General features: G+C 65.8%; 22 protein-coding genes. 9 read left to right on the top strand and 13 right to left on the bottom strand.

Annotated features, from left to right (window positions below):
* Window positions 1–14 precede the first annotated feature (14 nt).
* From B2W22_RS27630 to B2W22_RS27615, 4 genes are all read right to left on the bottom strand, one after another.
* Window positions 15–3,215, bottom strand: a complete 3,201-nt coding sequence (locus B2W22_RS27630; protein WP_286940395.1) for a tetrathionate reductase subunit A — start codon at window positions 3,213–3,215, stop codon at window positions 15–17.
* Between the two features lie 36 nt (window positions 3,216–3,251).
* Window positions 3,252–4,286: an NrfD/PsrC family molybdoenzyme membrane anchor subunit gene (gene nrfD / locus B2W22_RS27625; RefSeq protein WP_286940367.1), complete on the bottom strand. Its 1,035-nt coding sequence runs from the start codon at window positions 4,284–4,286 to the stop codon at window positions 3,252–3,254.
* Between the two features lie 19 nt (window positions 4,287–4,305).
* Window positions 4,306–5,079 (bottom strand): sulfate reduction electron transfer complex DsrMKJOP subunit DsrO, encoded by a 774-nt coding sequence (gene dsrO, locus B2W22_RS27620; protein WP_286940366.1) that lies wholly within the window; start codon window positions 5,077–5,079, stop codon window positions 4,306–4,308.
* 179 nt (window positions 5,080–5,258) lie between these two features.
* The gene (locus tag B2W22_RS27615; protein WP_286940365.1) at window positions 5,259–5,807 is read right to left on the bottom strand and encodes a DNA-deoxyinosine glycosylase; all 549 of its coding nucleotides are present in this window, start codon (window positions 5,805–5,807) and stop codon (window positions 5,259–5,261) included.
* A gap of 171 nt (window positions 5,808–5,978) precedes the next feature.
* Here B2W22_RS27615 and B2W22_RS27610 point away from each other — a divergent pair, with 171 nt between their 5' ends.
* Entirely contained in the window at window positions 5,979–6,842 is an 864-nt protein-coding gene (locus B2W22_RS27610; RefSeq protein WP_286940363.1) for a pirin family protein, read from the top strand.
* A 119-nt stretch (window positions 6,843–6,961) separates the two neighbouring features.
* Here the strand turns inward: B2W22_RS27610 and B2W22_RS27605 are convergent, their stop codons facing one another.
* Both B2W22_RS27605 and B2W22_RS27600 read right to left on the bottom strand, forming a co-directional pair.
* Entirely contained in the window at window positions 6,962–7,315 is a 354-nt protein-coding gene (locus tag B2W22_RS27605; RefSeq protein ID WP_175185093.1) for a DUF2185 domain-containing protein, read from the bottom strand.
* Window positions 7,316–7,324: 9 nt separating this feature from the next.
* Window positions 7,325–7,861: a hypothetical protein gene (locus tag B2W22_RS27600; protein WP_191577310.1), complete on the bottom strand. Its 537-nt coding sequence runs from the start codon at window positions 7,859–7,861 to the stop codon at window positions 7,325–7,327.
* Window positions 7,862–8,252: 391 nt separating this feature from the next.
* Here B2W22_RS27600 and B2W22_RS27595 point away from each other — a divergent pair, with 391 nt between their 5' ends.
* Entirely contained in the window at window positions 8,253–9,230 is a 978-nt protein-coding gene (locus B2W22_RS27595; RefSeq protein ID WP_286940362.1) for a hypothetical protein, read from the top strand.
* A 182-nt stretch (window positions 9,231–9,412) separates the two neighbouring features.
* Here the strand turns inward: B2W22_RS27595 and B2W22_RS27590 are convergent, their stop codons facing one another.
* Entirely contained in the window at window positions 9,413–10,105 is a 693-nt protein-coding gene (locus tag B2W22_RS27590; protein ID WP_286940361.1) for a hypothetical protein, read from the bottom strand.
* Window positions 10,106–10,212: 107 nt separating this feature from the next.
* Complete coding sequence (locus B2W22_RS27585; protein WP_349679478.1) at window positions 10,213–11,301, bottom strand: GGDEF domain-containing protein; 1,089 nt, start codon at window positions 11,299–11,301, stop codon at window positions 10,213–10,215.
* Between the two features lie 424 nt (window positions 11,302–11,725).
* On the opposite strand from B2W22_RS27585, the gene B2W22_RS27580 reads away from it, so the two are divergent.
* Window positions 11,726–12,244, top strand: a complete 519-nt coding sequence (locus B2W22_RS27580) for an O-acetyl-ADP-ribose deacetylase (protein ID WP_286940359.1) — start codon at window positions 11,726–11,728, stop codon at window positions 12,242–12,244.
* Between the two features lie 90 nt (window positions 12,245–12,334).
* On the opposite strand, the gene B2W22_RS27575 is transcribed toward B2W22_RS27580, so the two are convergent.
* Together B2W22_RS27575 and B2W22_RS27570 are read right to left on the bottom strand one after the other, a co-directional pair.
* Window positions 12,335–12,964: a class I SAM-dependent DNA methyltransferase gene (locus B2W22_RS27575; protein WP_286940394.1), complete on the bottom strand. Its 630-nt coding sequence runs from the start codon at window positions 12,962–12,964 to the stop codon at window positions 12,335–12,337.
* Between the two features lie 50 nt (window positions 12,965–13,014).
* Window positions 13,015–13,920: a LysR family transcriptional regulator gene (locus B2W22_RS27570; protein ID WP_286940356.1), complete on the bottom strand. Its 906-nt coding sequence runs from the start codon at window positions 13,918–13,920 to the stop codon at window positions 13,015–13,017.
* Between the two features lie 109 nt (window positions 13,921–14,029).
* Here B2W22_RS27570 and B2W22_RS27565 point away from each other — a divergent pair, with 109 nt between their 5' ends.
* Window positions 14,030–14,908, top strand: a complete 879-nt coding sequence (locus B2W22_RS27565) for an aldo/keto reductase family oxidoreductase (RefSeq protein WP_286940353.1) — start codon at window positions 14,030–14,032, stop codon at window positions 14,906–14,908.
* A 116-nt stretch (window positions 14,909–15,024) separates the two neighbouring features.
* Here B2W22_RS27565 and B2W22_RS27560 read toward each other — a convergent pair whose 3' ends face one another.
* Entirely contained in the window at window positions 15,025–16,881 is a 1,857-nt protein-coding gene (locus B2W22_RS27560; RefSeq protein WP_286940351.1) for a phosphoenolpyruvate carboxykinase (GTP), read from the bottom strand.
* Between the two features lie 141 nt (window positions 16,882–17,022).
* Window positions 17,023–18,660 (bottom strand): acyl-CoA synthetase, encoded by a 1,638-nt coding sequence (locus tag B2W22_RS27555; protein WP_175124103.1) that lies wholly within the window; start codon window positions 18,658–18,660, stop codon window positions 17,023–17,025.
* Window positions 18,661–18,814: 154 nt separating this feature from the next.
* Here B2W22_RS27555 and B2W22_RS27550 point away from each other — a divergent pair, with 154 nt between their 5' ends.
* On the top strand, window positions 18,815–19,546 hold the full coding sequence (locus B2W22_RS27550; protein WP_175124102.1) for a TetR/AcrR family transcriptional regulator: 732 nt from the start codon (window positions 18,815–18,817) through the stop codon (window positions 19,544–19,546).
* Here the strand turns inward: B2W22_RS27550 and B2W22_RS27545 are convergent.
* Window positions 19,510–20,421, bottom strand: a complete 912-nt coding sequence (locus tag B2W22_RS27545; RefSeq protein ID WP_175138480.1) for an SDR family oxidoreductase — start codon at window positions 20,419–20,421, stop codon at window positions 19,510–19,512. The two genes, B2W22_RS27550 and B2W22_RS27545, sit on opposite strands and share 37 nt — an antisense overlap.
* 140 nt (window positions 20,422–20,561) lie before the next feature.
* Between B2W22_RS27545 and B2W22_RS27540 the strand changes: the two genes are divergently transcribed.
* The 4 genes from B2W22_RS27540 to B2W22_RS27525 all read left to right on the top strand — a co-directional run bounded on the left by B2W22_RS27540 (window position 20,562) and on the right by B2W22_RS27525 (window position 24,007).
* Window positions 20,562–21,356 (top strand): enoyl-CoA hydratase/isomerase family protein, encoded by a 795-nt coding sequence (locus tag B2W22_RS27540; protein WP_286940348.1) that lies wholly within the window; start codon window positions 20,562–20,564, stop codon window positions 21,354–21,356.
* Window positions 21,357–21,417: 61 nt separating this feature from the next.
* Window positions 21,418–22,695 (top strand): Zn-dependent hydrolase, encoded by a 1,278-nt coding sequence (locus B2W22_RS27535; protein ID WP_175138482.1) that lies wholly within the window; start codon window positions 21,418–21,420, stop codon window positions 22,693–22,695.
* A gap of 8 nt (window positions 22,696–22,703) precedes the next feature.
* Window positions 22,704–23,039 (top strand): thioredoxin family protein, encoded by a 336-nt coding sequence (locus B2W22_RS27530; protein WP_175124098.1) that lies wholly within the window; start codon window positions 22,704–22,706, stop codon window positions 23,037–23,039.
* Between the two features lie 2 nt (window positions 23,040–23,041).
* The gene (locus B2W22_RS27525) at window positions 23,042–24,007 is read left to right on the top strand and encodes a DMT family transporter (RefSeq protein ID WP_286940393.1); all 966 of its coding nucleotides are present in this window, start codon (window positions 23,042–23,044) and stop codon (window positions 24,005–24,007) included.
* The last annotated feature ends 28 nt before the right edge of the window (window positions 24,008–24,035 follow it).

Below are 24,035 nucleotides of genomic sequence, written 5' to 3'. Positions count from 1 at the left end.
CGGCTCACACCCGTTCAAACCCGCTCGATCCGCGCCGGCAAACCCTGCCGCACCGCCGCGCCCGATACCCAATCGATCCAGACATTGGCGTGCTGGCCGCGCGTCGCGTCCCCAAAGCCCAGATCGTTCAGATTGACCCCGGCCGCCAGCGCCGGATCGTGCGGCATCGGCTTGCCGTCGACGACATGCGCGCGCGCGCCCAGCTCGGTATGCCCGTAACCATGCTCGATGCCCACCGCCCCCGGCTGAACCCCATCGCGCAGCAGGGCCAGCCCCGTCACCGACCCGCCCGGCGTCACGATGCGGACCGTATCGCCGTTGCGGATGCCCAGCCGTTCGCCGTCCTGCCGGCTGATCGACACGGGGTTGTGCGGATGCACCTGCCGCAGACGGTTCACGCCGATCGACAGCGAGCTCATCAGGTTGGACTTGAACGAGCTCAGCAGGAAGGGCCAGTCCTCGCGCGGGTATTCATCCCGCATATCGCGCCCGTCTGCCAGGCGCGTCGGATACCAGGTGGGACAGCCGCTGTAGCGCTCGCCCGTCATCGCGTGGCGGAACCCCGCCAATTCCTCGCTCCAGACGTGCAGCGGCTTGGCGTAGGCCACGCGCGTGCGGCGCGGCTGTTCGCCGGCTTGCGTCCACGCGTCGTCCATCCGATCGAAGCGCCCGCCCCGGCTCATCAGCATCGCAACCTGCCGCCATTCGCCCGGCTTGAGCTTGGTCTGCAACAGGTCGCGGTAGCGGTCGACGCCGGTCAGCGCCATGTCGTCGTCGCTGGCCTCCGGCACCGGACGTCCCGCCGCAAACGCGATGTTGGCCATGCCGCGCAGGAAGAAATCCTCGGCCGTGTCCAGCGCGTACTTGCCGCCGTCCTTGTCCGAGATGGCGCCCTCGCCAAACCCCGGCATGCCCAGGCGCTTGGCGCACGCGATCAGGAAGGTCTCCAGGCACACCGGCTCGTTCGTGGCGGTACGCGACACGCGCGGCTGCACCGCAGGCCAGCGCACGGTCGAGGCCTTGGCCACCACGTCGGCCCACGGCGCGGACACGCCCCAGCTTTCGTACGTGACGGTGTCCGGCACGATGTAGTCGGCCAGCGCGTTGGTCTCGTTGATGAACGGGTTGATCGACACCGCCAGCGGCAGGATGCGCGGATCCTTCAGTTTTTCCAGCGCCACGTGGCGGAACCCGGCAATACCGTACACCGGGTTGCTCATGTGGTTGAACCAGACCTTGGCGCGATACGGATAGCCTGCCAGCGCCGACGCCAGCATCTCCGAACTGAGTCCGCCGGTAGCCGGATACCAGGGCGCCGCCGCCGGATACGCCGGCTGGCCCGCGGCCTTCTTGCGCTTGAACTCGCTGGACTTCTCGTACGGAAAGCGGTTTCGCGACAGCGACACGCCTTTGGGCGAGGCCTTGTTGGCAAAGCCGGCGATGTTGTAGCGCGGCCCCATGCCGTAAGGCGGAAATGGCCCGGCATCCAGCACCAGTCCGCCCTCGACGTTCAGGTTGCCTACCAGCGTGTTCAGCATGGCGATGGCGTAGGCAGTGTAGAAGCCCGACCCGCTCATCGTGCCGCCGTGCGCATCGGCCACGGCGCGCTTGCCGTGGCTGGTGAAGCGTTCGGCCAGCGACGCGATCTTGGCCGCCGGCACCCCGCAAAGGGCGGCGTACTCGTCCAAGGTCTTGCGGCGCGACTCCTCGCGCAGCAGGGACAGCGAGGTCCGCACCCGCAGCGCGTCCGGGCTACCTGCCATGCCGGGCGCGGCGACGGTGTCGTCCACAAACAGTTCCGCCGCTGACGCCGTCGTGTGCGGCGCCAGCGTGCCGTCGGCCAGACGCACGACATACACGTCCTCCCATTTCTCGTCCGCATCGGCCGGGCGCGCCCAGCCCATGTCGGCGCCACGCAGAAACGCGCCCAGGCGAGGATGGTCCGGTTCGGCCACCACCAGATGCGTCGCGTTGGTCCACGCCGCCTCGCCCGCCGCCTTCATGGCGTTCGGACCGGGTTGCGACAGCATGCGCGCGTCGAAACGTTCGTTGTCCAGAATCCAGCGGATCAGGCCCATCGCCAGCGCAAGGTCGCTGGCCGGATTGACCGGCACCCATTCATTGCCCGATCCCGCCGACAGGCTGGACGAGGCCGGCAGCACGGGCGACACCACCACGTAGGTGAACGCGGCTTCCCCGGGCCGCACCCGCGCCTCGGCCAATTGGCGGGCCTGGCGCTGAAACGGATTGCCGGCCTGCGCCGGCGCCGCACCGATGAACAGCCCGAAGCGCGCGTTGTCCCAATCCGGCTTGCCATGCGGCATGCCTTTCAGGTCGCCCAGCGCCGCGCCCGCGCCCACCCGGAAGCTCTGGCCGCAGTACGAGCCGTGATTGCTGAAGTTGACCGTGCCAAACGACTGCCCGGCAAAGCGCTGGATCAGCGGCGTGCGCCCTTCGTTGGACGCGTCGGTAAAGAGGAACTGGTTGACCTTCGCGCCGTACTCCGGATTGTCCGGGTCCAGCGGCGTCTCGCGGTCGAAGATCGCGCGCAGGCCGTCCACGTGGCCTTCGCCGAACAGGTCGCCGCCTTCACAGACTTCCTGCACCAGTTGCTCGAAGCTGATCGTCTGCCATTTGCCGTCGCCGCGCTTGCCGGCGCGCTTCATCGGCTGCAATACCCGGTACGGGCTGTCCATCTGCTCCAGCATGGCCGAACCGCGCGCACACGACGTGGCGCGCCCTTCCAGCCCGCTATCGCCGCCCAGTTGCGCATAGACATCGCGCACGGGCGTGTCCATCGCGGCGGGCCGCGTCGTGGCCAGCGGGTGGTACGGGTTGCCGGCCACGCGCAGGATGCGGTTCTCGGCCGTGTCCACGCGCAGCCGCACACCGCATTGCGTCCAGCAGCCCAGGCAGCTCGACGGGCTGACGATCTGGTCCGGCTGGGCGCTCAGCGCACCGGTCAGCGGATCGATGCGAAACTCCGGCGTCAGCGAATTGCCGCGCACGGCGTGCGTCGTCGGCACGCCCGCGGTGCCCTGCGCCAGGCCCTTCACCGCCTTGACGACCGTGTCGCCATAGCCCGCCGCAAACGCTGCCATACCGCCGGCCACCATGCCGCCGCGCATCATCAGCTTGCGCCGTGCCTCGTCGCGCGGCTGGTCCGGGCCATCGTCAGCGTCGCGGCGCTTGTCATCTTCGTGTTGCTTGTCCATTGCTTTCTTATCCATGTGCTTATCGTCTTGGCGCGCTCAGGCGGCCGCGGCGCGTGCGCGCGCGGGGAAGATGTCCAGGGCCCAGGTGACGGCGGTGATCAGCGCCACGCACAGCCCCAGCACGCCCACCATGCCGAGCAGCCCGTCGCTGCCCCACGGCATCTCGTACAGGTAGAGTCCTGCGCCGTACTTGGGCACCCCCTGCACGCTCATGAAAACCACCCAGCGGAAGATCCACGCCGCGCCCAGCATCGTCAGCGCCAACGCGGCCGACGGCAGCGGCGCCGCCAGCGTGCGCGCCGGCCGTTGCAACAGCCCGACGATGCAGAAGGCCGTGATCACGGCGCCCGCCAGGCTCAGGCGCCAGATCGGAAAGCCTGCGAACAGCCGCAGCGCCGCCTCGAAGGACGGATCCAGTCCCAGCAGGCCCAGCAGCACCCACGCCCCCGCGCCCAGCGCCATCATCACGACGGCGGTCACGCTCAGCCGGCGCAACATCTCCACCGGCAACGCGCGCAATCCGCCGGGCAGCCAGCGGCCCACCAGGAACATTGCACCCAACGCGCCCAGCCAGGCGGTCAGCGCAAAGTTCACCGGCAGGAACACGGTGTGCCACAACGGCCGCGAACGCAGCACCATTACCTCGGCCCCGGTGTAGACCAGGATGGACAGCGCCGACAGCGCCAGGGCCGCCGCCACCACCCGCAGCCACCCGATCCGCCCCCACCACCACGCCGCGCAGAACAGCAGCGCCAGCGTCACGAAGACCGGCAGCAGCAACGCCCCCAGCCACATCCACGACCACGGCGTGATGTGCGCATAGAAGTGCCAGAAACGGCCGGGCTGATGCAGGTCGGCCAGCAACGACACCGGCGCGGCGATGGCGCTGACCAGCAGCACCGTCACCGCCGCCGGCAGCAAGCGGCGCGGGGCGGAATCCGCCCGCCCGAACGTCGCAAAGGCGGCGGTCAGCGCGGTGGTCGCGCTGATGCCAATCAGAAAGAAATACTGCACGGCCCAGGGCAACCAGGCAGCGTCGTATACCGGCGTGAGCAATTCAGAAATTCGCATGAGAGTCTCCCCTTCCGTGTCAGTGACCGCCCGCCAGGCGCACGCCGGCCTGGCCGTCGACCTGATGCACGAACGCATCGGGCAGGCCGATGTAAAAGACGTGGGGATCGGTCTTCATCTCGGGCTTGAGCACCTTGAGGTCGGCCTTGTGTTCGGCCAGCAGCCGGGATATCGCGCTGTCCGGATCGTTCATGTCGCCGATCACGCGCGCGCCGCCAACGCAGCTTTCCACGCAGGCCGGCAGCAGTCCGGCTTCCAGCCGGTGCTCGCAGAACGTGCATTTGTCCGCAGTCTGGGTCTCGTGATTGATGAAGCGGGCGTCATAGGGACAGGCCTGCACGCAATAGCCGCAACCCACGCAGCGCGCGTTATCGACCAGCACGATGCCGTCCTCGCGCTGGAATGTGGCCTGCACCGGACAGACCGGCACACAGGGCGGCTTGTCGCAGTGGTTGCACAAGCGCGGCAGCATCACCATCGAACAGGGACCGCCGGTGTCGGGGGTTACCTCGTACTGCAGGACGGTGGTGCGGAACTGTCCGATGGGCGGCACGTTCTCCAGCGAACAGCTCACAGTACAGGACTGGCAGCCGATGCATTTGCGCATGTCGACGACCATGCCGTAGCGCTTGCCGGCCATGCCGGGCCGGCGCGGCGGCTGGCCATTGAGACCCGGCGCGGCGTCGGCGTGGATGGGAATGACCGTGGCGGCGGCGCCCAGGCCTAGGAGCCCTTTCAGGAAACCGCGTTTGCCCGGGAGCGGCGTTTCCGGGGGGCTGTGGGGGGTGTGCATCGTTAAACTCCGAAACGTTTAAGTGTTACGGAAATTAACTTATCACCTGTAGTTATATAGAGCCTTGATATCTGTCAATTGGGGGACGGAGTCAAGGCGGCGGTGGAACGGCGCAATCGCGTTTGGCGTGAGGGGTGGTGGGGAACAGATGCCATGCAATCTGCCCACGGGCTGCAGTTTCAGCGCGTCGAAAACTTCAAAGCGGGCGCCCACGCCGTCAGTTTCTGGTCGAAACTGGCCGCCGCGTGGGCGGGACTCGTCGAGGGCAGCTCGTAAATGTCGAGCCCGGGCGCCTGCAACGTCGGCAGCACATGCCGCCGGAACATTGCCGCGGCCTTCGCACCGTTGAAGCAGATGCGCCCGATGGACGGATGAAGGTTCAGGAATCCCTGAAAATCGTTCGGCACCAGCGTATCGCCCCGGATGTCGGCATCCAGACTGCCCGGCCGTTCGCAGGCCTGCAACACATCCCACAGCGCCACGCCGTTAGCCTGCAACGCACGCAAGCGCTCGTCGTAGGCCAGGCCCGGATCAAACCCGAAGATCCGCGCTGCCAGGGGCCAGAACGCGTTGCGCGGATGTGCGTAGTACTGCACCTGCCGCAGCGAGGCCACGCCGGGCATGGAGCCCAGCACCAGCACGCGCGCACCCTCCCCCACGACCGGGGCAAATCCCGTCACCACCGTCTCGCACCGCGCCGCCGCGGTTTCGTCCCTGATCTTGTCCATGCCCGGAAGGATACCCGCCCGGCGCGGGCGTGCCCTCCCGCCCCGAGTTGATCGTTCGCCGCATGGAACAGTGCTTATCAGCCACGGGCACTACCGATATCCGCGTTCCGCCCTTATCTTCTTGCCTATGACGAACGGCCCCGAAGGGGCCGCGCAACAGGAAACCTCACCATGAAGAAGATCCTCGGCGTGCACGCCAGCCCCCGTCCCCACTGGGTGGGCGACGGATTTCCGGTGCGCTCCATGTTCTCGTACAACGACAAGGGCCGCGACACCAGCCCGTTCCTGCTGCTGGACTACGCCGGCCCCGCCGAATTCGGCCCGGCCAGCCAGCCCCGCGGCGTCGGCCAGCACCCGCATCGCGGCTTCGAAACCGTGACCATCGTCTACAGCGGCGAAGTCGAACACCGCGACTCCACCGGCAACGGCGGCGTCATCGGCCCCGGCGACGTCCAGTGGATGACGGCGGCGTCCGGCATTCTGCACGAGGAATTCCATTCCCACGCCTTCACCCGTACGGGCGGAAAACTGGAGATGGTGCAGCTCTGGGTCAACCTGCCCGCCAAGGACAAGAAGGCGCCGGCCGGTTATCAGGGCATTCTCAATGCGGACATCCCGGTCGTGGCGTTGCCGGATGACGCGGGTTCGCTGCGCGTGATCGCGGGCGGCTACGGTGGCCAGACGGGTCCAGCGCGGACTTTCACGCCGATGGATGTCTGGGATGTGAAGCTGGCGGCGGGTAAGACGGCGACCTTCCCGATTCCGGCGGGCCGCAACAGCATGCTCGTCATGCTGCGCGGTACGGTCCTGGTCAACGGCGAAGCTGTCGCGCGGGACGCGCAGTTGGCGCTGTTCTCGCAAGAGGGAGAGGACATCACGGTCGAAGCGAATAACGACGCCGTGTTCCTGATCCTGAGCGGTGAGCCGATCGATGAGCCGGTCGTTGGCTACGGGCCCTTCGTGATGAACTCGCAAGCGGAAATCGTGCAGGCGATCCAGGACTTCAATGCCGGGAAGTACGGGCAGATGCATTGAGGCTAGCGCGCCGCCAGTGACCCGCGCCCGCATGCCAGTTAACGGCATGCGGGCGCGGTCGCGTTTGGGGCGTTGCAGATCTGACGATCACGATGCCGACTGGCGCGGCGAGGACCCGCCTATTCCAAAGGCGCCTCATACGGCACCTGCACCAGTTCACCCGCCGCCGTCCGGGCAAACGCCGCAGGCGGTGGCGTATCGAGGAGCGGGATGATGTCGGGGGAGAGGTTTGCGATGGTGTTCACGTCGAAAACGCCGTGATTCGACGGATCATCCATGTAAGCCTGCGTCTCGTCCCCGGCCTGAAAAGCCCAGCCGCTGTCTTCGGGGAACATCGGTTCCTCACGCACCATGTAGCCCACTGGCCTGCCTTGCACCGTGATCCTGTCGGTGGCAATACATCCGCCCTTGCCGGTAGCCAGGGGTTTGAGTTCAGCCGGTGCAAGCTTGAAAGTTTTGGTGGGTCTGTTCATGGCGTTCACTCAATCCCGTTCCAACTGGCTCGCAAACTGTTTGGCGACGCCTTGATAATGCTTCGCGGATGCCGTGTTCTTTTGCTGCGCATAATACGCGCTGACCTGCTTCGCGGCACGCTCGGCGACCTTGAAGCTGTCGTCGATATCCACTCGCTCAGCTTCCTTGGAGGTGCCGATCTCCTTGCCGTCAAACAGGCCTGCGCGGTAGCCGGCCCCGTCACTGACAACGCCGATAATCGGGACGCCAGCGCGCAACTCGCCATAAAAGGCGGGGCCAGCCTGATTTGCCGTGCGAGCCACAATTGTGCCGACGCCGGTTGCCACGCCAGTGACGCTGGAGCAAAAACCCGTCCAGTACTTGGGTCCATCGCCCAGAGATTCCGGCGCAACGAAGCGGCATTGCGTGCTGGGATCCGTGGACCATTTCAAACTGGCGCTGGCTTCAGCCGCCCCGGCCGAAACCGGCATCGCTGCGCAGACTAGCGCCGAACCGATACCGAGCGCTAACTGGCTCATGCTCTTAGCGTGGAATTGCACGTTCAAGACTCCGTATTCAGCGAGGGGAAATTCACGCGCTCGGCGGCGGGCCCACCGGCATGCGCATCGTGGCTCGCTTTGTATCACCGCCATTCACGCGCGCATATTGCCGAGCGCGGCAAACCCGTAATAGAAAGTGGATAACGTGAAATTTCGTGTCAGGCAATTTACGGTTGGCCGATCGTGCTGCCGAATTGGCCGGCCCGGCGCGACTTGCAGCACAGCGAAATGCTGGATGAATCGTTCACAAACCTATGGGTTTTCCCTTAGCAATTCCCAGTAATAGTTAGCAACGCAATACACGCCATCGTCCTCGCATGTCGCCCTGCAGGCCCGTGATATGTTCGATCCCTAATTATTTTCCGCCGCTGTTATCTCTCGACACTTCCACACAACGATGATGACCGCAACCGCCCGCTCTCCCTACTCTCTCGCTTGGCGCCTGGCACTGACAGTCGTCTTCGTGCGCGTCGCCTACGCCGCGTTGGTGCAAGGCTACACACTGGTCGGACTTCCCGAATCCGCGCAACTGCGCGAAACGTTCATCCTGCCGCAATACCTCGTGCCGTTCCTGGCCAACATCGCGGCTTCGTCCATTTTTGTTGGCTTGACGATATGGAGCACCACGCATCGTTGGCTGCGGCAGCACGACACGCATGGAGTAGACGCGCCGGGCAAACTTTTCGGCATCGCCATCATCTTGACGTTGGTGTTCTCGCTGGCCGTGTCGGCCCTGATGATTTATCTGCAAAGCGTGCTGGTGCTGTATGCCGTGCAGCACGCCAGCGCCGCCAACAAATTTCTGACAATGAGCCTGTTGCTCAGTGCCTTGGCCGTCGCCTTGGAAGTGGTGGGCGCGTACCTCGCAGTGCGCATCGCCACGCGGACCACGCGGCCTGCAGATCAAGCCGGTGGTCCCACGTATGAACAGCGCCATGCGGCGTGGAGCGCTGGGTCGATGATCTTGGGCTGGCAATTGAGTGTATGCATTGCCATGGGCACCTACCTGAACGCGCAATCGCTCACCGTCGGCTGGCTGCAATACGCGCTGGGCTTCCTGTTCCTGCCCGCCCTGCTTCTGGCGCTGTGCACGTATGTATGCCTGAAAATCCTGCCACGCCCGATCGGCGCAGCACGTCAAGGGCGTGCGGTCGCCCTCGGCACGCTGGCCTTCTGGCTGGCGCAAGTGCTGGGGGTCGGCCTGGGCTTGCTGGCGATTCGGGCAATGACATGGGACCAGTTGATACGCGCCGCGGATTCCAACGTGGTGGCGGTGGTGGTGCTCGTGGTGTATGCAGCGCTGCTGATGCTGGGTTGCTGGGTTGGGAAGATGGCGCTTTATGGCGGTTCGAGAAGGCTTGTACCGGCTGGCTGAGCATCGCGCGGAGAATGCCGAAGTCGCTCAGTTTTGCCAGTGCTCCTAGTCCGCTTAGAAAATCCCCAGGATTCCGTTAATGACGGGAAAAGTAGGTTTTGTTCCGATCGTCCATCAGCATGTTCATCTGTCCAGAGGTGCACCCCCCTGGTCGTGACGACAAGATGAAAAGCTTCCTGTATTCACTTGCGTTGAACGTCGCCGGCGATCTTCCTAGCCGTCAGCGTCACGGTGAAGAACTCGCTGAGCTTATCCGCCGGAACGGCATCCAACTGGTCCCTTCCATACTCAGCATGTTGCCCGTCCTCGAATCGCGGGTAATACCCTTTCCAGAAATAGCGCACCTTCGTGCCGCCCGCGAGCACTTCTTTCGCAGGCAGCCCGGCTACAAATCGCGTATCGGCAATGTCCGCCCGTGCTCGCAAGGCGACGCGGGCCTCGGTCAATGCCCAATGGCATACCCCCCGCCCGTAATAGTCTTCATTGAGCAGCATGTCGGCGTACACAGTGCCCGCGTACTCGGTGGCGGATATACGGGAAAGGCGGAATGGTTCGTGGCTGGTCAAAGTCGGCACGTGGCCCGACACAGCGTTGGATTTCCCACAGCGCGCGCCGTTGCTGGCGTCAAATTGCGCGGTACCTTCGACCACCGTAAACGGCGATTTGCCGTCGGCTGCACTTGAGAGATCGGACGCATTGGCAAGTGTGAGCCGTATCTCATAGGCCTGCGTCGGAGCGGGCTTCAGCTTGCGTAGCGGTGCCTTGGCCGTTGTATCGCCGTAACTTGTCCCGCACCCGGCGGTGGCCAGAAAGACCAGCGCCGACACTGTCCGACGCAAGGCCGGCGGCAATAGATATCGGAGGGCGTTCGGCAAGGTCGATGTTTCCTAGGCAAGCGATTTGATCGCAAAGTTTGCCACGAAATTGAACGACTGATTTTGGCCGAAAGCCGCCGTTTCAGCCTTCACAACCTCGCCTCAGCTTACGCGATCCTGGCTATCACGCTTTCGCCATCATCAGCGCCCAGCTCCACCCGATTCCGCCCCCCAGCCTTTCCTCGATAAAGCGCCACATCCGCCTCCCGAAGCGCCTCTTCCAACCCATCCGCGCCATAAAACTGCGACGAAACGCCAATCGTGACCGTGCAGCGCAGCGGCTCGTCCCCGCCGGTGACGTGGATCGGCTGGTTCTCAATACTGGCGCGCAGCCGCTCCGCCAGGACCATGACGTCTGCCACTCCCGATTCAAGCAGCACAGCGACAAACTCCTCTCCTCCGACCCGGCCGGTCAAATCGCCACGGCGCACACCAGCACGAATCAGCCCCGCCACGTGGCAGATCACCTCATCGCCCGCCTGATGACCACGGCTGTCGTTGATCCGGTTGAAATGATCGACGTCCAAGACCAGCAAATACGCCGGCGCCGCGTTCCGGCGGTTGAAGTATTGAGTTAGCGCTTCCGTCAGCCCCCGGCGATTCAGCAAATCCGTCATCGGATCCCGCGCCGCCATATTGCGCAGACTATCGGTCAGCCGGCGCAACACCAGCCAGACAATGGAAGGCGGCACGATGGTGGCAAGCGTCGACATGTAGATGTAGAAAATCATCTGGAACCGGCTGTCCATATGCAGCGCGTCCAGGCCGTCCTCCGTGATCTTCAGGAACTTCAACGCGTTCAGCACACAGATTCCGCCGATCAGGCAGGCGAAGAAGATCATTTCTGCCCGCAAGTCTTTGGCGAACGTGCGCGTGCCGCAGAGCACCGTGACGGTCATGGCGAAGAAGAGAAGCGTCGCTGCCGCCGCCAGCATGGCGTAGCGCGCTTCCGATCCGAATTGCCATTGCACCAGCCACTGCAATAACCCATACACCAGGCAAAACACCGCCAGCGGCAACCACAGGCGCACCTGATGCCCGAAGAATCGCATGGCGCCTAGCAGGTACGCGATTGGCGCGGCCAGCGTCGGGCAGTGATTGACGACGCTCATCACGCTCCATGCGGGGCCGCCTTCGACCAGTTGCAGGATGTAGGCCGCCGCGAGCAGCAGGTTGCCCACGGCAAAGACGTCCATCCCCATCCTGTTCCAGGCAGGCGACGGCTGATAAGCAGGAACATGCCGGAAAAGCACAGCAGGTGTGCGCACAGCATGCCAACAAGGGTGGAGGCAACCATGAGAGGGACGTCGAGAGGGAAAGCGGATTTCCTGCGCCGGCGCCACTGGGCGGTGGTCAGCGATGGACACCCAGCGACCTGCGTGGGCGGCGCTCATTGTAGTCGGCGGGTATTAATCCCAGGAGTTCGGCCGAGCGCCTGGAAATGGCGATAAAGTAGCCATCAAACGCACTCGGAATTAGCAGTAAAGCAGCCGTCAGACACGCTCGGAATTGGCGATAAAGTGGCCGTCCGACACGTCGGTGCGGCAGAAGTGCCGGCGGTTGACCAGTTGAATAACGCCGGGATAATGCCGCTGCATTCCCGTCACGAGGAGAATTCAGATGACCACCACCCTGCGAACCATCCGCTCGGACATCACCAAGCTTCAAGTGGACGCGATCGTCAATGCCGCTAACTCCTCATTGCTGGGCGGTGGCGGCGTGGATGGCGCGATTCATCGTGCCGCGGGACCTGATCTGGTGCATGAGTGCCGGCTGCTGGGCGGATGCAAGACAGGCGATGCGAAGGTGACCGGCGGATATCGGCTGCCCGCGCGCTTCATCATTCACACGGTGGGCCCGGTTTGGCGCGGTGGGAATAACGGGGAGCCGGCACTCTTGGCAAGCTGCTATCAACGCTGCATTGCGCTGGCGGAGGAAAAAGGCGTGGCTTCGATTGCGTTTCCCAGCATCAGCACCGGCATCTATGGCTATCCCATTGATTTGGCGGCGCAGGTCGCGGTCGATACCGTTCGTGTAAGCCTGTCGAGGGATTCGTCAATTCAAGAGGTCATCTTCTGCTGCTTTTCGGACGCTGACCTGAGTCACTACGAGCGAGTTTTGAACCGGCCACCTGAATGACGCGACGCGAGGAGGCGGCCGCTCTGCCGTCTGCCCCCGATTGCCTCGCCACGGGATCGCCGCTCATCGACGCCTCTCAGTTCCGCCCCGCTAATCCCGCCGGCGCCACACACTAGCCAGCCACGGCTGCTGCTCGCGCGGCAGTCCCTCGGGCCGGTAGTAGTGCTCAAGCTCGTCGAATCCGGCGCCTTCCATCAGCGCACGCCAGCCTTCAAGATCGTGGTACGCCCCGTAGCGCCCGCGATTCCAGCCTTCCTGGTTGCCGCCCCGGGGATTGGAACTGAACAACACGCCGCGCGGCCGCAGCGTTGCCCACAGTTCCTTGAGCACGCGCGGCAGTTCCTGCCCCGGCACGTGAAACAGCACGGCGTTGGCGAAGATGCCGTCAAAGCGCGCCGCGGGCAGTTGGAGCCGAAGGAAATCCTGCTCCCAGACCTCGCACCCGCTTGCCGCGCGCGCCATTTCCACGAAACGCGGCGTGCCGTCCAGGCCCACGGGCCGGTGTCCCATCGCGAGGAAAGTCTTCAGGTCGCGCCCCGGCCCGCAACCCAGATCGAGGATGTCGAACGGCGGTTCACCGTCGATGTGCCGCAGCAAGGCGGCGATGTTCTGGCTGACGTCGTGGTCCCGCGTGCCGGCCTGGAAGGAATCGGCGTTCTCTTCGTAATGGGCGAGCGTCAGGGACGTGATCTTGGCGAGGTCTTCGGGATCCAGGTGCATCAGGCGATTGTGCATCAAACGGCGCGAGGCGGCGAGGCGGTGCGCGCCGCTCAAGGACACGGCCGCGCCTTGATGAAGTCGATCAGCGCCTTCAGCGGCGACGGCACCAGGCGGCGTCCCGAATAATACAGAAACGGACCCGAAAACTGCGGCCACCACGGCTGCAGCACGGGCTCCAGCGCCCCGCTTTCAAAGTGCGGCCGCAGCCAGTCTTCGAACAGATACATGACGCCCGCCCCCGCGATAGCGACGTCTACAGCGAGATCGACCGCGCCGCCAATCTGCACGACCAACGGTCCGGACGCATCGATACGCACGGTCTCTCCGCCCCGCTCGAAATCCCATGCCGGCATCGCCCCGCTGGGAAAGCGGCCGCGCAGGCAGGCGTGCCGCATCAGGTCTTCGGGATGCGCGGGCCGCCCGCGCCGGTTCAGGTAGTCGGGCGAGGCGCCGGCTGCAAAGCGCTGCACGCGCGGGCCGATGGGCACGGCGATCATGTCCTGCTCCAGCCGGTCGTCGTAGCGGATGCCTGCGTCGCAGCCGGCAGCCAGCACGTCGACAAAGCTTTCCTCGGCAACGACCTCCAGTCGGATATCGGGATAGGCCACCAGAAAGTCGGGGACGATGGACGGCAGCACCAGCTTGGCCGCGCTTAGCGGCACGTTAAGCCGCAAGGTGCCCGCCGGCTTGTCGCGGAACCCGTTGACGGCGTCCAGCGCCGCCTCGACCTCGGTCAGCGCGGGCGCCAGCCGGGCCAGCAGTTCCTGGCCGGCCTGGGTCAGCGCCACGGAGCGCGTCGTTCGGTTGAAAAGCCGCACGCCAAGCTGCGCCTCCAGGCGGCGCACGGTGTCGCTCAGGCGTGACGCGCTGGTGCCTGCCGTCCGGGCCGCTTCGCGGAATCCTCGGGCGCGCGCGACGGCGACGAAGGCATGGAGGTGGTCAAGGTCAGTCGCCATTGTGCATTTTCCCGTACAAGCCGTGCGGATTGTATTGGCTTATCAGCCAGTGGCGAAAGCTCTATCGTTTGCCCATCCCCACTCCTTCACCGCAACAAGGAACCCCAACATGACCCGACTCGCAGACAGCGGCACCTACTCCCTCGGCGCACGCCAGGTCTATCGGCTTGGCTATGGCGCCATGCAGCTCGCCGGCCCGGGCGTATTTGGTCCGCCGAAGGACCGCGACGCCGCGCTTGCCGTGCTTCGCGACGCCGTTGCCGCCGGCGTGAACCACATCGACACCAGCGATTTCTATGGTCCGCACATCACCAACCAATTGATCCGGGAAGCGCTCGCCCCCTATTCCGATGATCTGGTGATCGTGACGAAGGTAGGCGCGGTGCGCGGCGACGATGCCTCGTGGAATCCCGCGTTCTCTGCCGAGCAGTTGACCCGTGCGGTGCACGACAACCTGCGCAACCTGGGCCGCGACGTGCTGGACGTGGTCAACCTGCGCGCCATGTTCGACGTCCATGGCCCGGCGGAAGGGTCCATCGAAGCGCCGCTGTCCGTGCTGGCCGGCCTGCAGCAGCAAGGGCTGATCCGCCACATCGGGTTGAGCAACGTGACGGCCACGCAGGTGAAAGAGGGCCGCGGCATCTGCGACATCGTCTGCGTGCAGAACCAGTACAACGTCGCCCACCGGGCCGACGATGCCCTGATCGACGACCTGGCCCGCGAAGGGATCGCCTACGTACCGTTCTTTCCGCTGGGCGGGTTCAGCCCGTTGCAGTCGTCCATCCTGAACGACGCGGCTGCGCGGATCGGCGCGACGCCGATGCAGACCGCGCTGGCTTGGCTGCTGCGCCGCTCGCCGAACATCCTGTTGATACCCGGCACGTCTTCGCAGAAACATCTGAAGGAAAACCTGGCCGCGGCGTCGCTGCAGTTGCCGGACGACGTGGCCAAGGCGCTGGACGGCATCGCGGCGAGCAAGACGGTGTAAGCCCCGGCCTGAACAACCTGAACGCCGGACGCGCCTGCGCACTCAAGCCGGCGGCGATAAAAAACCCGCCTGCGTCAATGCAGGCGGGTTCGATCAACCGGTAGACCCCAGCAGCATCAAGCCGCCAGACGGCCCTCGATCTCGGTCTTGGTGGTGCGCAGTTCGTCGGGCAGGCCTTGCGACAGCTGACCGAAGAGCTCATGGTGCAGCGCCAGTTCCTCGCGCCAGGCGTTTTCGTCGACCGACATGACCTGCTCGAACTTGTCCGGGCTGAATTCCAGGCCGGTCCAGTCGATGTCCTGGTAGCTGGGGGACACGCCAAACACCTGATCCACGCCCTTGGACTGGCCGTCGATGCGGCCCAGCATCCAGCGCAGCACGCGCATGTTGTCGCCAAAGCCGGGCCAGACAAACTTGCCGTCCGGACCCTTGCGGAACCAGTTCACGCAGTAGATGCGCGGCAGGGTCGCGCCGGCGGCTTCGAGCCGCTTGCCCAGCTTGAGCCAGTGGCCGAAGTAGTCGCTCATGTTGTAGCCGCAGAACGGCAGCATCGCGAACGGGTCGCGGCGCACCACGCCTTGCTGGCCAGCGGCCGCGGCGGTGGTTTCCGAGCCCATCGTGGCGGCCATGTAGACGCCTTCGACCCAGTTGCGCGCTTCGGTGACGAGCGGCACGGTGGTGGAGCGGCGGCCGCCGAAGATGAAGGCGTCGATGACCACGCCCTTGGGATTTTCCCATTCGGGATCGATGGACGGGCACTGCGCGGCCGGCGCGGTGAAGCGCGCGTTCGGGTGCGCGGCCTTGCGGCCGGTTTCGCGCGCAATCTCAGGCGTCCAGTCCTTGCCCTGCCAGTCCACCAGATGCGCCGGCGGCGTGCTGGTCATGCCTTCCCACCAGACGTCGCCGTCGTCGGTCAGCGCGACGTTGGTGAAGATGACGTTGGCCTTGAGCGTGGCCATGGCGTTGAAGTTGGTCTGCTCGCTGGTGCCCGGGGCCACGCCGAAATAGCCGGCTTCGGGGTTGATGGCGTGCAGGCGGCCGTCGGGGCCGGGTTTGATCCAGGCGATGTCGTCGCCGATGGTGGTGACCTTCCAGCCGTCCATGCCTTGCGGCGGGATCAGCATGGCAAAGTTGGTCTTACCGCATGCCGACGGGAAGGCGGCGGCGACGTGATACTTGCGGCCCTTGGGCGAGGTGACGCCCAGGATCAGCATGTGTTCGGCCAGCCAGCCCTGGTCGCGGCCCATGGTGGACGCGATGCGCAGCGCGAAGCACTTCTTGCCCAGCAGCGCGTTGCCGCCGTAGCCCGAGCCGTAGCTCCAGATTTCGCGGGTCTTGGGGAAGTGGACGATGTACTTGGTGGGGTTGCAGGGCCAGGCCACGTCGGCTTCGCCTTCGGCCAGCGGCTTGCCGACCGAGTGCAGGCACGGCACGAAGTCGCCGTCGGTGCCCAGCACGTCATAGACCTGCTTGCCCATGCGCGTCATGATGCGCATGTTCACGGCCACGTACGGGCTGTCGGACAGTTCGACGCCGATGTGGGCGATGTCCGAACCCAGCGGGCCCATCGAGAACGGCACCACGTACAGCGTGCGGCCGCGCATAGCGCCGTCGAACAGACCGTTGAGCGTGTCGCGCATTTCAGCGGGATCGGCCCAGTTGTTGGTGGGGCCGGCGTCTTCGGCGCGGTCGGAACAGATGAAGGTGCGGTCTTCAACCCGGGCCACGTCGGACGGATCGGACCACGCGAGATAGGAATTGGGGCGCTTGGCGGGGTTGAGCCGGCGCATGGTGCCGGCCTGGACCATCTGCTCGCACAGGCGATCGTACTCTTCCTGCGAGCCATCGCACCACACCACGCGATCAGGCTTGGCCAGCGCGACGAAACTGGCGACCCAGTCGATCAGTCCGCGATGCTTGACGTACGCGGGCACGTTCAAGGCTGCCAATCCCCCGTCCAAAGGCTTATTCATTGGGGCTATCTCCATACTTTGGCTAAAGGTGATACGGCCCCAATTGAGAGGGGCCGTATCCAGTTTGCGCAATCATACTTGCAGCGCCGGGCAGCCAGTCAACCCATCCACATGGGCGAGATTGTCACCGGGTGAGTCCGCTTATGCGGGGTATCCGGCACGCAACTCCCTGCGGATGATCTTGCCGGTCGCGGTCGTGGGCAAACTGGTTACAAAGCGGATCGCGCGCGGATATTCGTGCGCGGCCAGCCGGGTGCGGACATGCGCCTGCAGCGCCTTGACCAGCGCTTCGTCGCCCACCACACCCTCGTTCAGCACCACGAACGCCACCACGATTTCCGTACGCTCAGCATCCGGCATGCCCACCACCGCCGCCATGCGCACCGCGGGGTGACCGATGAGGCAGTCTTCGATGGGTCCCGGGCCGATCCGGTAGCCGGCGCTGGTGATGACGTCGTCGTTGCGGCCCACGAAGCGGATGAAGCCTTCCGGATCGCGCACGCCGATGTCGCCGGTCAGGAGGTAATCGCCGGCAAATTTTTCCGCCGTTGCCTCCGGGTTTTTCCAGTACCCCAGGAACATGACGGGATCCGGGCGCAGTACGCCGATGTTGCCCTCCTGTCCATCGGCCACTTCGGCTCCCCTGTCATCCACAATAGCGACCCGATGCCCGGGCGCGGCGCGGCCGATGGCGCCGATGCAGGGGTCGAACAGCGACGAGCACGAGGACACGATCATGTTGCATTCGGTCTGGCCGTAGAACTCGTTGATGGTCACGCCCAGCACGCGGCGGCCCCAGTCGATGAGTTCGGCCCCAAGCGATTCGCCGCCGCTGGCCACCGAGCGCAGCGCGCGCGGCCCGGCGTGGTCCGGCCAGTCGCAGCCGCGCATCATCTTCAGCGCGGTCGGCGGCAGGAAGGTGTGCGTCACGCCGTGGCGCGCCATCAGTTCCAGCGCCGAAGCGCCATCGAATTTTTCGAACCGCCGCGCCAGCACCGGCACACCGTGGTGCCACGACGGCAGCAGCACGTCCAGCAGCCCGCCGATCCAGGCCCAGTCAGCGGGCGTCCACATCAGCACGGCGTTCTCGGGAAAGAACTCGTGCGACATCTCCACGCCCGGCAGATGGCCGAGCAGCACGCGGTGCGCATGCAGCGCGCCCTTGGGCTTGCCGGTGGTGCCGGACGTGTAAATGATGACGGCCGGGTCGTCGGCGGCGGTCGCGACCGGGTCGAAGGCGTCGGATTCGAGCGCCAGGCTTTGGTGGAACGGCAGCGCGCCTACCGTGCCCCCCGCAGCCCCGGCGTCGCCATCGATGCAATAGATCACTTTCAGATCAGGCAGGCTGTCGCGGATTTCCAGCAGCTTGCGGCAGCCTTCCGCGTCCGTAACGAGGGCCGACGCCCCGCTGTTGGCCAGCCGGAACTGGATGGCGTCCACGCCAAACAGCGTGAACAGCGGCACCGCCACCGCGCCCATCTTGTAGGCGGCGACGTGGGCGATGGCGGTTTCGGGCGCCTGCGGCAGGTAGATGGCGATGCGGTCGCCGCGCCGGATGCCGTAGCGCGCCAGGCTGTTGGCGAACTGGTTGGACTGCGCCTTGATCTGATCGAACGTATAGCGCGTTTGCGCCCCGTCGCTCTTTTCATAGATCAGGGCCAGCCGGCCGCTGCCGTCGGCCCATTTGTCGCACACGTCGACGCCGATGTTGTAGGCCGCGGGCACCTGCCACTGGAAGGCGGACACGACTTGCGCGTAGGAATCTGCTCTGTGCAGCATGGTTGTCTCTTGATCGTTATGGTTGTTGCCATGAGAGGCCCGCCGCGGCGGCGGATTGACCCCCGCCTTGCCACGAAGTTGACCGACGCTCAATAATAGGCCCTCGCGCGAACGGCCAGACAGGCCGCCCGCCCCTTTTTCGCCTGTAGCCTGCATGGAAAAAAGCCCAGCCGTCCCGATGCGCCGCCCGCCGGCCAGCGCCAAGTCCGAACAACGCATCCGCGACATCCTGCGGGTCGCGCGCCAGGTGTTCTCCGAAGCGGGCTTTCACGCGGCCACCACCACCGAAATCGCGCAGCGGCTGGGCGTCTCGGAAGCCACCGTCTTCACCTACTTTGGCGGCAAGCGCGAACTCTGCGTGCGCGTCATCAGCGACTGGTACGACGAGATCATCGCGCGGGTGGAGGACCACCTGCCGCACATCCACGGCGCGCGTGCCCAACTGCATTACCTGGTCCACACGCATCTGCGCCATCTGTTGGCCGAAGGTCCGGGCCTGTGCGCCTTCATACTTTCCGAAGGCCGCGCGCGCAACGACGACTTCGGCGACATCTACGCCGACCTGCAGCGCCGCTACACCGCGCCGCTGATGCGCATCCTGGCGCAAGGCCAGGCCGACGGCGACATCCGCCAGGACATGCCGCTGCGGCTGCTGCGTTCGGCGGTGTACGGGCCGATGGAGCACGTGCTGTGGGACGCGATGCGGCGCGGTGCGGAGGTCAATGTCGATGTGGCCGCCACGGCCGACCAGCTGGTCGGTTTTCTGTGGCAGGCCCTGCAGCCGCCGCGCCAGGACGCCCTGGCGCTGGCGCAATTCCGGGGCGAAGTCCAGAACGCGCTGCATCGGCTTCAGTCTTCCGAAAACAGCGACGGCGGCACGTACTGAGGAAAGCCGTTGTAGGTCTCGCCGCGCTCGGCCGGCTGCAGGTTCCACGAATGGCGCGCGTTCGGCACGCCGCCGTCCACCCGGATCACGGTGCCATTGATAAACGCGGCCGCGGGAGACAGCAGGAAGACGACGGCCGCGGCCAGTTCGGCCTCGGTGCCAAAGCGCTGTAGCGGCACCTTGGTTTTCAGCTCGCGCAGCACGCCGCGGTAGTGCTCGTCGTAGCTGTCCATGCCGCTGGATGCAATCCAGCCCGGCGCCACGGCGTTCACCCGCACGCCGGCATACGCCCATTCGCAGGCGGCGGTCTCTGTCAGGTTCCACACCCCCGCGCGCGCCGCGCCCGAGTGTCCCATGCCCGGCATGCCGCCCCAGATGTCGGCCAGCATGTTGACGATGGCGCCGCCGTGCTGGCGCATGTGCTGCGTATAGACCTCGCGCGACACAAGAAAGGTGCCGTGCAGGTTGTTCTGCACGACGGCGTTCCAGCCATTGAGGCTGATGCGGTCCAGCGGCGCGGGAAACTGGCCGCCTGCGCAATTGAAGACGCCGTCGATACTGCCGTGCGCGGTCAGCGCGTCGGTGACGGCGCCGCGTACGCCGGCTTCGTCCCGGATGTCGCAGGGGTGCTGACTGATCCGATCGGCGGCCTCGGGATAGACGCGGACGATTTCCTCGGCCGCCGTGCGCAGTTTGTCCGGGTTGCGACCCACCAGCGCCAGGCCCGCACCCAGTGCCGCCAGCTCATGCGCGGTGCAACGGCCCAAGCCGCTGCCGCCGCCGGTCACCATGATCGACTTGCCGTCAAACAATCCTGGCCGGAATACCGATGCGTAACGCTGATCGGCGGTGCCACTCCCCGCAGGCTGATTCATGTCTGTCTCCGAAAATTTTTTGTTGAGGATAACTCAATCCACTGAAAACAAGCATCGCAACGCCGCGCTTTTGCCCATAGAATCAACCAAATTGATCGGAACACCTGTTGAGCCATCATCAACAACACCGGAGACCGCGCATGACGCTGACCGCACCGCTGGACCTGACCATAGAAGGCCCCCTCGCCCGCCTGACGCTGAACCGGCCGGACATGCGCAACGCGTTCGACGAGACGCTGATCGCCGCGCTGACGGCCGCGATTCAGACTGCGGTCGATGATCCCCAGGTGCGGGTCCTGCTGCTGACGGGCGCGGGCAAGGCATTTTGCGCCGGCGGCGACCTGAACTGGATGCGCAAAATGGGCACGCTGACCGATGCGGACAACCGCAAGGACGCCACGCGGCTGGCGGACATGCTGCACGCGGTCTGGACCTGCCCGAAACCCATCGTCGCCTGCGTCAACGGCGACGCTTACGCGGGCGGGATGGGGCTGGTGGCCGCGTGCGACATCGCGGTCGCGGCGGACAGCGCGCACTTCTGCCTGTCCGAAACCCGCCTGGGCCTGCTGCCCGCCACCATCAGCCCCTACGTCATCCGCGCCCTGGGCGAACGCGCGTCCAACCGCTATTTCCTGACCGCCGAACGCTTCGACGCCGCCACCGCGCTGCGGCTGGGGCTGGTGCATGAGGTGGTCCCGGCGGCCCAGTCGCTTGAGGCCGCCGAAGCGCTCTGCCGCACGCTGTGCGCGAACGGACCGGGCGCCGTGCAGGCCAGCAAGCGGCTCGTGCGCGACTTTGCCGGCCGGCCGCTGGACGCCGCCCTGATTGCCGACTCGGTCGAACGCATTGCGGCGATCCGCAGCACCGAGGAAGCGCGCGAGGGCGTGACGGCTTTCCTGGAAAAACGCGAGCCGGCCTGGCGCAGCACGCCTTAGCAGCGCCCAGGGACGCCGCGCCATTGATGCCATAATCCAGGGCGGATCTTCTGGAAGTCTTATGCCGCAAGCCACACCGCCCGCTTTTCCCCCGCTGAACGCCGAACGCCTCTGGTCGCGCGTCGACACCCTGTCCAAATTCACCCTGCCCGACGTCCCCTGGACGCGCCGCGCTTTTTCGCCGCTATTCGATGACGCGCGCGCCTGGCTGCGTAGCGAGTTCGAAGCCGCGGGCCTGACCACGCGCCTGGACGCGGGCGGCAATCTGGTCGGCACGCGAAAGGGGCGCGATGCCTCGCGCAAACCGATTTCCACCGGCTCGCACTGCGACACCGTCATGGCCGGCGGCCGCTTCGACGGCATCATCGGCGTGCTGGCCGGCATCGAAGTCGCGCACACGATGCAGGAACACGGCATCACGCTCGACCACCCCTTCGAAGTCATCGACTTCCTGTCCGAAGAACCCAGCGACTACGGCATTTCGTGCGTCGGCAGCCGCGCGCTGTGCGGCCAGCTCAGCGCCGACATGCTGGACGCGCGCAATCCGCAGGGCGAGACGCTGGCGCAGGGCATTGCCCGCATCGGCGGCGACCCGTCCGCACTCAACGCCCCGCTGCGCCGCGCAGGCGAAACCGCCGCCTTTGTCGAACTGCACATCGAACAAGGCCCCGTGCTGGAAAGCCGCCAGCTGCCGATCGGCGTGGTCACCAACATCGTCGGCATCCGCCGCGTGCAGATCGTGGTCGAGGGCCAACCTGACCACGCGGGCACCACGCCCATGGACATCCGGCGCGACGCGCTGGTGGGCGCGGCCCGCATCATCGACGCCGCCAACCGGCAGGCCAGCGCGGCCAGCGGCAATCCGCATTACGTCGTCGCCACCGTCGGCCGGCTGACCATGACGCCCAATGCGGCCAACGCGGTGCCGGGCCGGGTCGAGATGACGCTGGAAATGCGCAGCGACAGCAACGCCGTGCTGGACGCCTTTCCCGAAACCCTGATGGCTGGCGTGGCCGACGACCTGAAGGCGCTGCGCCTGACGGCCGGCTTCACGCAGCTCAGCCGCGCGCAGCCCACGGACTGTTCGCCGCTGGTCATGGACGCGGTCAAGGCGGCCGCCGACCAGCTTGGCTACGCGTCGATGCGGCTGCCCAGCGGCGCCGGCCACGACGCCGTGTACATGGCGCCCACCGGCCCCATCGGCATGATCTTCATCCCCTGCCTGAACGGCCGCAGCCACTGCCCCGAAGAATGGATCGAACCCGCGCAACTGCTGGACGGCACGCGCGTGCTGTACCAGTCGGTACTGGAACTGGACCGCGTGCTGCGCGGCGCTTGAGACACACGATGGAACAGATAGAACTCAACGACAGCACTGCCGACCGCTTTCTGCTGGACGCGCGCGGCCTGTCCCTCATCGTCTTTCACAGCCGCACCTGCGGCACCTGCCGCGTGGCGCGGGAGCAGCTTCCGGGCGTGGAACTGCCGGTCGAGCGCATCTGCTGGATCGACGCCGGCGACAACCGCGGCCTGGTCGAGCGCTACGAGGTCTTCCACCTGCCCGCCATGTTCGTCGCCCGCGACGGCGCCTTTTATGGCCCGGTGCAAGCCTCGCTGGCCGAATGGGACCTGCGCCAGCAGATCGGCCTGGCGCTGGACAGCTATCCCGCCGAACTGCCGTGAGCATCACCGCCGCCAAGCCGCTGCGCCTGCCGCTGGACACGCTGGCCACCGGCGCCATGCTGGCGCTGTGCGTGTGCTGGGGCTTCCAGCAGATCGCCATCAAGCTGGTCGCGGACGACATCGCGCCCATCATGCAGATCGGGCTGCGTTCTACCTTCGCGGCGCTGGTGCTGGCCGCGGTCGTGTGGCGCAGCGAGGGGCTGCGGGCATTCACCGACGGCACGTTCCTGCCCGGCCTGATCGTGGGCCTGCTGTTTGCCGGCGAGTTCCTCTTCGTCGCACAAGGGCTGGTCTACACCACGGCCTCGCACATGTCGGTGTTCCTGTACACGGCGCCCATTTTCGCGGCGCTGGGCCTGCACTGGCTGTTGCCCGAAGAACGCCTGAAGCCGCTGCAATGGGCAGGCGTGGCGCTGGCCTTCTGCGGCATCGCGGTCGCGTTCCTGGTCAAGGGCGGCCAGCCGTTGGCGCACGACGGCGCGCGCAACATGCTGCTGGGCGACGCGATGGGATTGCTGGCCGGCCTGCTATGGGGCGCGACGACGGTGGCGATCCGCAAGACGTCGTTGTCCGAAGCCGCCCCGGCCAAGACGCTTTTCTATCAGATGGCCGTGGCCTCGATAGGCCTGTTGGCCTTTGCAGCCGCCACCGGCCATCATGGCATCCGCTATACCCCGGCCGCCGTGCTCAGCGTCGTGTTCCAGTCGGTCGTCGTCGCGCTGACCAGCTATCTGGCCTGGTTCTGGCTGCTGCGTCGGTATCTGGCGTCCCGCCTGTCGATCCTGTCGTTCATGACGCCGCTGTTCGGCGTCAGCTTCGGCGTGCTGATCCTGGATGAACCGCTGGATGCGGGCTTCGTGATCGGCGCGGTGATGGTGCTGGCGGGAATCACGATGGTCAGCGGGGCCGAAATGGTGCGGGAACGGCTGCGCAAGCGTCAGGCGCGGCGCAATTCCCATCATGGTTAACTCGGCTTTTTCCCGGCGGCCCGGGCGG

The sequence above is a fragment of the Achromobacter sp. UBA4530 genome (genome assembly GCF_002388205.1).
Lineage (GTDB): Bacteria > Pseudomonadota > Gammaproteobacteria > Burkholderiales > Burkholderiaceae_B > Achromobacter > Achromobacter animicus.
Note: the sequence above shows the minus strand (reverse complement) of the source record. Positions and strands in the feature narration are given on the sequence as shown.